General features: G+C 48.0%; 5 protein-coding genes. 4 read left to right on the top strand and 1 reads right to left on the bottom strand.

Annotation, left to right across the window (positions count from 1 at the left end; translation table 11 throughout):
* Positions 1-93: 93 nt before the first annotated feature.
* Genes E5S67_RS28600 through E5S67_RS28585 form a run of 4 tightly spaced genes read left to right on the top strand, consistent with a single transcriptional unit; the run spans position 94 to position 13,152 of the window.
* The gene (locus E5S67_RS28600; RefSeq protein WP_246277024.1) at positions 94-2,439 is read left to right on the top strand and encodes a WD40 repeat domain-containing protein; all 2,346 of its coding nucleotides are present in this window, start codon (positions 94-96) and stop codon (positions 2,437-2,439) included.
* Positions 2,440-2,466: 27 nt separating this feature from the next.
* On the top strand, positions 2,467-6,009 hold the full coding sequence (locus E5S67_RS28595; RefSeq protein WP_172192371.1) for an AAA-like domain-containing protein: 3,543 nt from the start codon (positions 2,467-2,469) through the stop codon (positions 6,007-6,009).
* Between the two features lie 27 nt (positions 6,010-6,036).
* Entirely contained in the window at positions 6,037-9,603 is a 3,567-nt protein-coding gene (locus E5S67_RS28590; protein ID WP_172192369.1) for an AAA-like domain-containing protein, read from the top strand.
* Positions 9,604-9,630: 27 nt separating this feature from the next.
* A complete protein-coding gene (locus tag E5S67_RS28585; RefSeq protein ID WP_172192367.1) occupies positions 9,631-13,152 on the top strand; it encodes a WD40 domain-containing protein in 3,522 nt (1,173 codons plus the stop codon).
* 236 nt (positions 13,153-13,388) lie between these two features.
* Here the strand turns inward: E5S67_RS28585 and E5S67_RS28580 are convergent.
* Positions 13,389-13,932: calcium-binding protein (locus E5S67_RS28580; RefSeq protein ID WP_281363586.1), on the bottom strand; the 544-nt coding region annotated here is incomplete at its 5' end.

The raw sequence follows: 13,932 nt of genomic DNA, 5'->3' as shown, positions 1-13,932 counted from the left end.
CTACTATTATTCGCGAAAAATCTTCTCTTCATCCCTTGGGCTTGTCTTGGCAACTAGAATAACTGCTCCCTCTATTTATTGAGCCGATACAGTTTGAGTGACTTAGATTATCAGTTTTTAGGCGCTTCTGAAGAATTAGACCGAAGAGAAATGCAGGTAGGATTGGAAGCAGAACGGGCTAAAGAAATTCAAGCCAGACTAACAGAAGAACAAAAAAGATTAGCTGTAGAGAAAAAAAGTTCTAGGCGGCAAAAATTTTTGCTTGTTGTAGTAAGTATAGCATTAATTATCGCCTGTGCATTGGGGCTAGCGGTGTATTTTCAGTATCGGCAAACTGCTGTCAGCGAGATCAAAGCGATCGCCAAATCTTCCGAAGCACTATTCGCCTCAAATCAAAAATTAGACGCATTCATAGAGGCAATCAGAGGAAAGCGACAACTGCAAAAGTTAGGTGGTGTAGACCCAGAACTCGAACGCTCAGTTAAAGAAGCCCTCCATCAAGCTGTTTATGGAGCAGTTGACTATAATCATTTATCGGGGCATGACAATGTGGTTAATGATATAACATTCAGCCCTGATGGGGAACTCATAGCCTCAGCTTCTGCCGATAAAACGATCGATCTTTGGAAAAAAGACGGTACAAAACTAGGAATACTTCAAGGGCACAACAATGCAGTTTGGGGAGTTGTATTTAACCCCAAAGGGGATCTAATTGTTTCGGGTTCTGGGGATAAAACAGTCAAACTTTGGCGCAAAAACAGTACAAATGTACCAAATATCAAGCAGAGTTATACCTTGTGGCAGACATTAAAAGGACATACCGATAACGTTACACAAGTCGCGATCGCTCCTAACAATCAGATTATTGCTTCCGCTTCTAAAGATAAAACAATTAAACTCTGGAGTACAGACGGCAAACTGCACAGAACTCTCACCGGACATACAGATGAAGTTACCAGCGTTGCCTTTAGCCCGGACAGTCAAACTATTGCATCTGCTTCTAAAGATCGAACCATCAAACTCTGGAATACAGACGGTAAACCGATCCGAACCCTCACCGGACATACCGATAGAGTTATGAATGTTGCCTATTCGCCAAGCGCAGGCTACGCCAACAGCCCCTCAGAATATCTTATTGCCTCGGCGAGTGCGGATAAAACGGTCAAACTTTGGCACCTTGATGGAACTTTAGTCAAAACCCTAACTGGACACAGCGATGCCGTGACCAAAATCGCTTTTAACCCTCAAGATGGTTTGCTTGCCTCGGCAAGTCTAGACAGAACAGTCAAACTGTGGCAGCTTGACGGGACTCTGGTAAAAACCCTGCTAGTCGCCAAGGATGTCGTCTCTGGATTGGCTTGGAGTCCTGACGGGCAAATCTTTGCCTCATCGAGTTGGGATGGCCCGATAATGCTATGGAAGCTTGATGACAGTTTGCTCAAGACTCTTAACGGACATCAAGCATCAATTTACACCATAAAATTCAGTCCTGATGGTAAGACAATTGCCACCGCCAGTCGTGACAATACCGTTAAACTTTGGCGGCTGCTTGATGGTAGCTTAATTCGCACTTTCCCCAAACAAGCTGATAAAGTTTTCGGAGTAGATTTCAGCCCAAAGGGAGACACAATTGCTACAGGCGGTTATGACAGCACTGTTCGATTGTGGCGACTCGACGGAACTTTACTCCAGACTTTTACCGGACATCAAGGTAGAGTTTTCGCCGTTGATTTCCATCCAGAGGGGCAGTCACTCGCCTCGGTGGGTGAGGACAAAACGGTCAAAGTTTGGAGGATTGACGGCACCCAATTGGCAACCCTCAAAGGGCATACCGATTACATTAACGGAGTGGCATTTAGTCCCGATGGAAAGCTGATTGCCTCTGGTAGTGTGGACGGCACAGTCAAACTTTGGCAGTGGGATAATGCGATCGCCTCTGGAAAGTCCAGCTACAAGCTTCTACACACTTTAACAAGCCATCGCCGTCAGGTGGCGGGAGTGGCATTTAGCCCTGACGGCAAGACTCTCGCTTCAGCAGGTATGGATAGCACGGTGAGACTTTGGCGGTTGGATGGTACAGAAATTAGAGCCTTAAAAGGACACAAAAATGGGGTATTCTCAGTGGCATTTAGCGCCGATGGCAAGACTCTCGCTTCAGCAAGTTTTGACGGCACTGTTAAACTTTGGAGGTACGATGGTCAAGAACTTGAAACCTTAAAAAGACATAGCGATGGGGTGTTCGGAGTTACCTTTAGCCCTGATGGGAACTTCATCGCCTCAGCGAGTCAGGATACTACAGCAATTGTGTGGAATTTAGAGCGAATTTTCCAGCTCGATTTTCTCCAGTATGGATGCGATTGGGTGCGGAATTACCTGCAAACCAATGCCGATGTGAAAGAGGAGGATAGACATTTGTGCGATCGAGCGGGCGAGCGCTAAATAATCAGAAACTCTTAGCTCAAAATGATGAACAATTATCAATACCAAATTGGTGGCAGTCTCGCCAATAATGCGCCTACCTATGTAGTAAGAGCAGCCGATTCAGAACTCTACGAAGCATTAAAAGCTGGCGAATTTTGTTACGTCCTCAACTCGCGGCAAATGGGAAAATCTTCTCTCTTAGTCCGCACCTTGCACCGATTGCAAGCTGAAGGATTTCAATGCAGCACCATCGACATGACCCGCATCGGCAGCGAAAATATCACTCCCCTACAGTGGTATAAAGGCATGATTGGGGAACTGTGGCGCGGCTTCAAATTATTAGGACAAGTTAATTTTAAAACCTGGTGGTGCGATGAAGAAGATGTCTCGTTTCTGCAAAGATTGAGCCATTTTATAGAAGATATCCTACTGGTCAAATTTCCTCAAGAGCAGATATTTATATTCATCGATGAAATCGATAGCATTCTCAGTTTGGATTTCGCGGTCGATGATTTTTTTGCCTTAATTCGGTTTTGCTACAATCAGCGAGCGATTAATCCTTCATACAATCGCATTAGTTTTGCAATTTTTGGAGTAGCCGCGCCGAGCGATTTAATAGCTGACAAAAAGCGAACTCCTTTTAATATCGGTCGTGCTATAGATTTGCGTGGTTTTGAACGGCAGTCAGCCCAACTATTAGTTAAAGGACTAGAGAGTGCCGTAAGCAATCCTGATGCCGTTATCAAACAAATATTAGCTTGGACTTCAGGACAGCCATTCCTCACTCAGAAAATTTGCTATTTGGCTTACAGAGCCAGCCGAGAAACGGCAGGCGGATTAGTAAATATTCTCCCGGGAACAGAGGCATTTTGGGTGGATAGTTTGGTGCGATCGCGCATCGTCAATAACTGGGAATCCCTAGACGAACCAGAGCATTTAAAAACGATACGCGATCGCCTCCTGAGAAACGAACAACGCGCCGGAAGATTGCTCAGCATTTACCAGCAAATCTTGCAAAGTGTGGAAGTACCAACCGATGACAGCCGAGAACAAATCGAACTCTTGCTATCGGGTTTAGTGGTAAAAAAATATGGGTATTTGCAGGTAAAAAACATAATTTATCAAGAAGTATTTAATCTCGAATGGGTAGAAAAACACTTAGGGCAACTGCGCCCTTACTCTCAACTATTTGATGCTTGGATCGCTTCCAAACAACAAGACGAATCGCGACTGTTGCGCGGACAAGCGCTGAAAGACGCTAAATCCTGGGCGCAAGGTAAAAGTTTGAGCGATTTGGACTATCAGTTTTTAGCCGCTTCTGGTGAATTAGACAAGTTGGAAATGCAGCAAGCACTGGAAGCAGAACGAGTAAAAGAAGTCGAAGCACGACTGGTAGAAGAACGCAAGCGCGTAGCTTATGAAAGAAAGACAGCACAGCGACAGCGCAAGTTTATTGCAGCGTTGAGTGGGTTGCTGATAGCTGCGATCGCATCCGCCATTTTCGCCCTCTGGCAATATTACCGCGCCGCCAAAAGCGAAATACAAGCCCTCAGCATCTCCTCCACAGGGCAATTCGCCTCTCAACAGCGATTAGACGCCCTCGTCACTGCCATCAAAGCCAGACGCAGGCTCGATGACCTCCCTAATTCCAACCCCCAGTTGCGATCGCAAGTTCGACAAGTGCTGCAACAGGCCATCTACGGAACGGCAGAATTCAATCGCCTGACGGCGCATTCCAGCGTGGTTCTGGGCCTTGATGTCAGCCCAGACGCCCAACTCATCGCCACCGGCGGCGGCGATCGCACAGTCAAGCTGTGGCAGCGGGACGGTGCACTGCTCCACAACCTGCAACACCCGGCTGCTGTCTTCGGGCTCAAATTCAGTCCCGACAGCCAGCGCCTGGTCACATCCAGTCTCAACGGCAGCATTTATCTGTGGGATCGAGACGGCAAGCTCCTCAAAACCTTTCAGGGACACAGCGCTGCGATATGGGACATTGCCGTCAGTCCGGGCGGCGATCGCTTTGCCACTGGCAGCGAAGACAGCACGATTCGCCTGTGGGACTTTAATGGCAAACTGCTGGAGACACTAAGCGGACATCAAGGTGGGGTTTGGGGTCTTGCCTTCAGTTCGGATGCAAACCTGCTCGCCTCTAGCAGCACCGACGGTACGGTCAAGGTCTGGACCAAGGACGGCAAAGGAGTGAGAACTCTGGAAGGGCACGGGGCTGCCGTTTGGGACGTTAAGTTCGCCTTCCTCGCAGACAGTGACGGCACACAACGTCTCGCTATTCTCTCTGCCAGCGCTGACAACACAGTTAAAATCTGGCAACTCGACGGAACGCTGCTACGAACTCTCGGGGGTCACAGTTCGGAAGTGTTGGAAATTGCCGTCAGCGATTCAGGCGATGTCATTGCTTCCGCCAGCGCAGACGGAACCATCAATCTCTGGAAGCCGGACGGGACGCTTTTGAAAGTCCTCAAAGGGCATCAATCTGCAATTCGCGGCGTTATCTTTATTCCCAACACTCAAATCGCTGTCTCCGCCAGCGACGACAATACCGTCCGCCTGTGGAACCCGACAAACCCTTTCTCGAAAGTTCTGTACGGACATAGCGGCATCATTTGGGATGTGGACTTCAGCCAGGACGGTCAGATGTTAGCTTCCGCTAGTTCGGATGGCAGCTTCAAAGTGTGGGCAAAAGACGGTACGTTGCTGAAGTCTTTGGCGGGAGACAAGGCTCCCGTTTACTCGGTTGCTTTCGTCTCTCCTGCTAGCTTTGCCAAAGAAGATATCTCGCCTGTACTCGCTTTTGCTGGTACAGACAAAACGATTAAACTCTGGCAGTTCGACGGGACGCTGCTGAAAACCATAACAGGACATGGGGCTAGCGTTTGGGATGTCTCCGTCAGTCCTGACGGTCAGTTCTTCGCTTCTGCCAGCGACGACAAAACCGTGAAACTGTGGAAGCGAGACGGCACTTTGCTGAAAACGTTCGCAGGACATGAGGCTAGGGTTTACGATGTGGACTTTACCCCCGACGGAAACAGGCTGGTTTCTGTCAGTGCAGATGGCACAGTTCGGTTGTGGAGTTTGGACGGTCGCTTGAACAAGACTTTGAAAGGTCATCGCAGTGGAATTTGGGAAGTGGCTGTCAGTCCAGACGGTCGGACTTTGGCAAGTGCGAGCATGGATGACACGATTAAACTTTGGACGATCGATGGCACGTTGCTGAACACCATCAAGGGAAATACTAGAGGCATGATGGCGGTTGATTTCAGTTCAGACGGTCAAATGCTGGTGGCGGGAGGCGCATCTGGCGCAGTCAAACTCTGGAAAATTGACGGCACGGAAATAACGACGCTAACCCGACATGAGGGGAATGTTTGGGCGGTGGCGTTTAGTCCCGATGGCAAACAGATTGCTTCTGTTGGGGACGATCGCACTGTCATTTTGTGGGATGTGGAGCGAATTCTCAAATTAGATGAACTGGCTTATGCTTGCGATCGCGTGCGGGATTACCTGCGAACAAATGCCGATGTGAAGGAGGAGGACAGACATTTGTGCGATCGAGTGGGCGATCGCTAAATAATCAGAAACTCTTAGCTCAAAATGATGAACAATTATCCATACCAAATTGGTGGCAGTCTCGCCAATAATGCGCCTACCTATGTAGTAAGAGCAGCCGATTCCGAACTCTACGAAGCATTAAAAACTGGCGAATTTTGTTACGTCCTCAACTCGCGACAAATGGGAAAATCTTCTCTCTTAGTCCGCACCCTCCACCGATTGCAAGCTGAAGGATTTCAATGCAGCACCATCGACATGACCCGCATCGGCAGCGAAAACATCACTCCCCTACAGTGGTATAAAGGCATGATTGGGGAACTGTGGCGCGGCTTCAAATTATTAGGGCAAGTTAATTTCAAAACCTGGTGGTGCGATGAAGAAGATGTCTCGTTTCTGCAAAGATTGAGCCATTTTATAGAAGATATCCTACTGGTCAAATTTCCTCAAGAGCAGATATTTATATTCATCGATGAAATCGATAGCATTCTCAGTTTGGATTTCGCGGTCGATGATTTTTTTGCCTTAATTCGGTTTTGCTACAATCAGCGAGCGATTAATCCTTCATACAATCGCATTAGTTTTGCAATTTTTGGAGTAGCCGCGCCGAGCGATTTAATAGCTGACAAAAAGCGAACTCCTTTTAATATCGGTCGTGCTATAGATTTGCGGGGTTTTGAACGGCACGAATCGCAACTATTAGTTAAAGGATTAGAGAGTGCCGTAAGTAATCCTGATGCCGTAATCAAACAAATATTAGCTTGGACTTCAGGACAGCCATTCCTCACCCAGAAAATTTGCTATTTGGCTTACAGAGCTAGCCTTGAAACGGCGGGCGGAGTAGTAAATATTCCCCCGGGAGCAGAGGCATTTTGGGTGGATAGTTTGGTGCGATCGCAAATCATCGATAAATGGGAATCCCTAGACGAACCGGAGCATTTAAAAACGATACGCGATCGCCTCCTTAGCAACGAACAATACACTGCACGTAGCTTAGGCATCTATCAGCAGCTCTTACAGGGGGGTGAAATTGAAGCCGATGATAGTCGAGAGCAGATCGAACTGTTGCTATCAGGTTTGGTAGTTAAACAACAAGGTTTGTTGAAGGTCAAAAACCCGATTTATCAAGCAGTGTTTAACCTACAATGGGTAGAAAAACAGTTAGAGCAACTGCGTCCTTACTCCCAAGCTTTCAACGCTTGGATCGCTTCAAAACAAACCGATGAATCGCGACTGTTGCGGGGACAATCGCTAAAAGACGCTTCCTACTGGGCCCAGGGAAAAAGTTTGAGCGATTTGGATTATCAATTTTTAGCGGCTTCTCAAGAATTAGACAGGCTGGAAGTGCAGCAAGCGCTGGAAGCAGCGAGGCTCAGAGAAGTTGAAGCGAGACTCGCAGAAGAACGCAAGCGGTTAGTTTTAGAGCGAGAGATAGCGAAGCGACAGCGAAGGTCGATCGCAGCCTTGAGTGGGGCATTAATCGTTGCGATCGCCTCCAGCATTTTCGCCCTCTGGCAATATCATTACGCGATGACCAGCGAGCAGCAAGCCCGCATCAGCGAAATTCAAGCCCTCACCTCCTCCTCCGCAGGACAATTCGCCTCCCAACAGCGATTAGACGCCCTCGTGAGTGCCATCAAAGCCAGACGCAGGCTCGACACTCTCGCGAATTCCAGCCCCCATTTGCAATCTCAAGTTCAACAAATACTGCAACAAGCCATCTACGGAACGGCAGAATTCAATCGCTTGTTGGGGCATTCCAGCCCGGTTCTGGCAGTTGATGTCAGTCCAGACGGTCAACTCATCGCCACCGGAGGCGGCGACCAAACAGCCAAGGTGTGGCAGCGGGATGGCACCTTGCTGCACACTCTCCAGCATACGATCAGCAGCGTCTACGCCCTCCGTTTTACTCCCGACAGCCAGCGCCTGGTGACATCCAGCGTGGACGGCAACATTTATCTGTGGAGTCGAGAAGGTAAACTGCTCAAAACCTTTCAGGGACACAGCGCTGCGATATGGGACATTGCCGTGAGTCCAGACGGTGAGCGCATCGCCTCCGCCAGTGAAGACAGCACCATTCGCCTGTGGAGCGTTGATGGCAAACCGCTCAAAACCCTGAGCGGACATCAAGGTGCAGTTTGGGGTGTTGCCTTTAGCCCGGATGGAAACCTCCTCGCCTCTAGCAGCACAGATAATACGGTCAAGGTCTGGACTAAGGACGGCGAACTGGTGAGCACTCTGGAAGGTCACAGCGGCATTGTTTGGGACGTTGAGTTCGCTTTACTTGCAGACAATAGCGGTGCCAAACGTCCCGCCATTATCTCTGCCAGCGCTGACAACACTGTCAAACTCTGGCAACCAGACGGAACCCTGCTACGAACTCTTAGCGGTCATAGTGCCGAAGTGTTTGAAGTCGCTGTCAGTACAGCAGGCGATGTGATTGCTTCCACCAGCGCCGACGGAACCATCAATCTCTGGAAGCCGGACGGGACGCTGTTGAAAGTCCTTAAAGGGCATCAATCGGGAATTCGAGGCGTGACCTTTATTCCCAACAGTCAAATGGTTGTCTCTGCTAGCGACGACAATACCGCTCGACTCTGGAATCCGACAAACCCCTTCTCGAAAGTCCTTTACGGACATGGCGGCACGATTTGGGATGTGGATTTCTCCCCCGAAGGTCAGATGCTAGCTTCCGCCTGTTCCGATGGCAGTTTCAAACTGTGGGCGCGAGACGGGACGTTGCTGAAGTCTTTTGCCGGAAACGAGACTGCCGTTCACTCGGTTGCTTTCCTCTCTGGTACTAACTTCGCCAATCCTGCAAACCCGCCTATTTTTGCTACCGCTAGTGAAGATAAAACAATTAAGTTCTGGCAGTTCGACGGGACGCTGCTGAAAACCATTACAGGACATGGGGCGGGAGTGTGGGATGCCTCCGTCAGTCCAGATGGTCGGCTACTGGCTTCTGCTAGCAACGATAAAACTGTGAAACTGTGGAACAAGGACGGCACTTTGCTGAAAACTTTCACAGGGCATCGGGCTAGGGTTTACGATGTGGACTTTACCCCTGACGGACAGAGGCTGGTTTCAGCCAGTAGCGACAGCACTGCTCGCTTGTGGAGTCTTGACGGTAGGTTTTCCAAGACTCTAGAGGGTCATCGCAGCCCTGTTTGGGAAGTTGCCATCAGTCCAGACGATCGCACTTTGGCAACGGCCAGCAGGGATGACACGATTAAACTCTGGACGAGCGATGGTACATTGCTCAAAACCCTCAAGGGAAATACTAGAGGCATGATGGCGGTTGATTTCAGTCCTGACGGTCAAATGCTGGTGGGCGGAGGCTCAACTGGCGCACTCAAACTTTGGAAAACCGACGGGACAGAAATAACGACGCTAACCCGACATGAAGGGAACGTTTGGGGAGTTGCGTTTAGCCCCGATGGCAAACTCATTGCCTCCGCCGGGGACGATCGCACTGTCATTTTGTGGGATGTGGAGGGCATTCTCAAACTCGATGAACTCGCTTATGCGTGCGATCGCGTGCGGGATTACCTGCGAACAAATGCCGATGTGAAAGAGGAGGATAGACATTTGTGCGATGCCGTGGGCGATCGCTAAATAATCAGAAACTCTTAGCTCAAAATGATGCACAATTATCAATACCAAATTGGTGGCAGTCTCGCCAATAATGCGCCTACTTATGTAGTAAGAGCAGCCGATGCCGAACTCTACGAAGCATTAAAAGCTGGCGAATTTTGTTACATCCTCAACTCGCGGCAAATGGGCAAATCTTCCCTCTTAGTCCGCACTCTATATCGATTGCAAGCTGAAGGATTTAAATGCAGCACCATCGACATGACCCGCATCGGCAGCGAAAACATCACTCCCTTACAATGGTATAAAGGAATCGTTGGCGATTTGTGGCGAGGCTTCAAATTATTAGGGCAAGTTAATTTTAAAAGCTGGTGGAAAGAAGAAGAAGTTTCTCTCCTCCAAAAATTGAGCCATTTCATCGAAGACATCTTGTTAGCCAAATTTCCAGAAGACAGAATTATTATATTTGTTGATGAAATTGATAGCATTTTAAGTTTAGATTTTCCAGTCGATGATTTTTTTGCCTTGATTCGGTACTGTTACAACCAAAGAGCCATAAATCCAGAATACAATCGAATTACCTTCGCCATTTTCGGAGTAGCGACGCCCAGCGATTTAATAGTAGATAAGAATCGGACTCCTTTTAATATCGGACGATCGCTCGATTTGCAGGGGTTTTCTTTTGAGGAAGCACAATCATTAGCTTTAGGATTAGAAAATATAATCCCCCATCCACCAGCAGTTATAAAAGAAATATTAGCTTGGACTGGAGGACAGCCATTTATGTCCCAAAAAATATGTGAATTGGTGGTAAGAACTGCTAAAGAATCCCGCGGCGGTGATTTAACAATACCAGCGATAACTGAAGGATTTTTTTTTGTCGAATCTGTGGTCAGAGCGCAACTTATCGAGAACTGGGAATCGCAAGACGAACCAGAGCATTTGAAAACGATACGCGATCGCCTTCTTCGCAACGAACAACGCGCAGCTAGATTGCTAGGCATTTATCAGCAAATCTTACAAGGCGTAAAAGTTGCAACCGATGACAGCCGAGAGCAAATCGAACTATTGCTATCGGGATTAGTCGTCAAACAGCCGGGTTATTTGCAGGTAAAAAACCGAATTTATCGAGAAGTATTTAACCTAGAATGGGTAGAGAAACAATTAGGGAAACTGCGCCCTTACTCCCAAGCCTTCGATGCTTGGATTGCTTCTAAACAACAGGATGAATCGCGGCTGTTGCGCGGTAAAGCGCTGAAAGAAGCTCTATTTTGGGCGCAAGTAAAAAGTTTGAGCGACTTGGATTATCAATTTATCGCTGCCAGTCAAGACCTCGATCGCCAAGAAGTTCAACTCGCTTTAGAAGCAGAACGGACAAAAGAAGTAGAAGCGCGACTGAGAGAGGAACAAATACGATTAATTCAAGAGAAAAAAGCTGCCAAACGACAAAAATTTTTGCTGTTTGCAGTCAGTGGAGCATTGCTATTTGCCTGCGGCTTAGGGGCGACAACTTATTTTCAGTATCGCCGAGCAGTAGCAAGCGAACGCGAAGCAAGACTCAGCGAAATTAAAGCACTGACATCTTCTTCTGAGGGATTGTTTGCCTCAAACCGGAGATTAGACGCGCTGATAGAAGCGATCGAAGCTAAACAAAAATTACAAAGATTAAAATCGGCAGATGCCAGTATAAATCGCGAAGTTGAAAATGTACTGCGACAAGCCGTTTATCAAGCAGATGAATACAACCGTTTTTCTGGGCATAAAGCGGCTGTTATGGCAGTCGATATCAGTCCTGACAGTAAGCTTATTGCCTCCGCAAGTGTAGATAAAACTGTTAAACTTTGGCAACGGGATGGTACGGAAATTGCCACCCTCAAAGGTCATCAAGCGAGCGTCAAAACAGTCAAATTTAGCCCGGACGGTCAACTCATTGCTTCTGGAAGTGACGATAACGCGGTGAAAGTTTGGAGGTTGGACGGCACTTTGTTGAAAACTTTTCAGGATCACAGTGCTAGCGTGTGGGGAGTAGCCTTTAGTCCCGACGGTAAAACAATTGCCTCTGCCAGCGCTGACAACACCGTAAAACTCTGGAACCAAGACGGCACTTTGTTGAAAACGCTTCAGGGTCATACTGCTGGGGTAGGCTCAGTAGTTTTTAGTCCCGACGGTGAAACAATTGCGTCGGCAAGTGGAGACAAAACGGTAAAACTCTGGAAGCGTGACGGCACTTTTCTGAGAACTCTCGAAGGTCATATTTCTGTCTTGTGTTCAGTGGCGTTTAGTCCCGACGGTGAAACAATTGCGTCGGCAAGTGGAGATAAAACGGTAAAACTTTGGAAGCGTGACGGCACTTTGCTGAAAACGCTCGAAGGTCATACGGCTGTGGTATCTGCCCTTGTGTTTAGTGCGGACGGTCAAACCATCGCCTCTGCCAGTCGGGATAAAACTGTAAAACTTTGGAACGTTGACGGAACAGAATTGACGACCTTCAGAGGTCACAGCGCTGCGATTTGGGGGGTTGATTGGAGTCCCGACGGCAGCTTTATTGCGTCGGCAGGCGCAGAAAACACCGTCAGACTGTGGGAAAGTCAAAATCCATTGCAGACAACTATTACTGCACATAAAGCCGGGATTTGGGCGATCGCTCTCAGTGCTGATAGCTCTACAATTGCTACGGGCAGCGAGGACGGCACAACAAAACTTTGGAGTCGCCAAGGCAAATTGCTGGCGACTTTCACCGGAGAGAATGCAGCAATTTATGGGGTTGCTATAACTGGCGATCGCCAGTTAATTGCTGCTGGCAGAGATGACCATAAGGTGAATGTGTGGCAGCGAAACGGCAATTCAAGTGCAACTTTAATAGGTCATAAAGCTGTGGTTTTTGCAGTAGCGTTTAGTCCTGACGGTCAAATCCTCGCTTCTTCAAGTCAAGATAACACGGTCAAGCTTTGGCGGCGCAATGGAACGTTACTGCATACCCTGACAGGACATAATACTCCTGTTTGGCACGTAGCATTTAGCCCAGACGGGCAGTTAGTTGCCTCCGCAGGAGGAGACGGGACTGTGAAGTTATGGCAGCTTAACGGTACGTTAGTGAGAACCTTTCGAGGTCACCCTGCGGCAGTTTGGAGAGTTGGTTTTAACCGTCAAGGTAATATCATCGCTTCTGGCAGTGGAGACAATACCGTTAAGCTTTGGACTGTTGACGGTAAGTTATTGAGAACGCTTGTAGGTCACGCAGCAGCGGTGTGGGGAGTGGCGTTTAGTCCTGACGGTCAAATTATTGCTTCTGGCAGTGTAGACAACACGGTGAAGTTGTGGAAACTGGACGGTACGCAACTAACAACGCTTAGAGGTCACACGGCGGCGATTAGGGGATTGGCTTACAGTTCTGACGGAAAGTTTGTGGCTTCCGTCAGTGAGGATAACACGCTGATTCTGTGGAATGTGGAGCGAGTGTTGAATCTGAATTTGTTGGGTTATGGTTGCGATCGCGTGCGCGATTATTTGCGGACGAATGCGATGGTGGAGAAGGGCGATCGCTTGTTGTGTTCGCGCATTGACACGGAATAATCTCTAGTCCGCTTTATTCGTAAAAATTGATTAATATCTGTGGTCGAGATCGTCAGAATATTAGAGAATAGTTTTCTAAATTAAATACTTTGTATTGGGTTATGCTATAATACTAAATCAGGCTTAAATACTCCCTTTATCTCTTAGTCCGCTTCTGCTCGGACGAGAGTATCTGTAGTAGCGGTTTCAATCGGCGACAGATAAAGGGAGTAGCCAACCTGGATTTGGTATAATAACTACAGACTAATGAAATCGCTAGCGGTGAGAATACCGGGCGTAATACCGTTAAGCTTCGCCAACAATTGATTGGTGTCGGTCACAGTAATCAAAGTCTGATTGTTGCTCGAAGTAATGCTGAGTTGATTGAAACTCAAACCAGAATTTAACCCAATTAAATCCTCTCCCTTGCGGAAATTATTAATGGTGTCGCTACCCAAACTTTGACTGAGGAAAAACACATCATTTCCCGAACCTCCGGTCAATGTATCGTCCCCAACATCCCCGGAAAGGAAATCGGAACCGCTGCCACCACTGAGAATATCATTACCTTTGCCTCCATACAGGGTATCGTTACCGATGTCGCCACAGAGCACATCGTTTTCATTGCCGCCTAACAGCAAGTCGTTGCCCTCACCGCCATCGAGACTGTCGTTTTCTTTGCCACCGTAAAGCGTGTCATGTCCCAATAAGCCAAAAATCAGGTCTGCACCTTCATTGCCAAACGCAATATCGTTGCCGTCTCCAGTATTAATTGTGTCATTTCCTAAGTTGCCTAAAATG

This window comes from Microcoleus asticus IPMA8 (assembly GCF_013179805.1).
Lineage (GTDB): Bacteria > Cyanobacteriota > Cyanobacteriia > Cyanobacteriales > Microcoleaceae > Microcoleus > Microcoleus asticus.
Note: the sequence above shows the minus strand (reverse complement) of the source record. Positions and strands in the feature narration are given on the sequence as shown.

Bases quoted from the DNA above. Each gene is read 5' to 3' on its own strand.
- E5S67_RS28595 (WP_172192371.1), top strand. From the start codon at position 2,467: ATGAACAATTATCAATACCAAATTGGTGGCAGTCTCGCCAATAATGCG.
- E5S67_RS28590 (WP_172192369.1), top strand. From the start codon at position 6,037: ATGAACAATTATCCATACCAAATTGGTGGCAGTCTCGCCAATAATGCG.
- E5S67_RS28585 (WP_172192367.1), top strand. From the start codon at position 9,631: ATGCACAATTATCAATACCAAATTGGTGGCAGTCTCGCCAATAATGCG.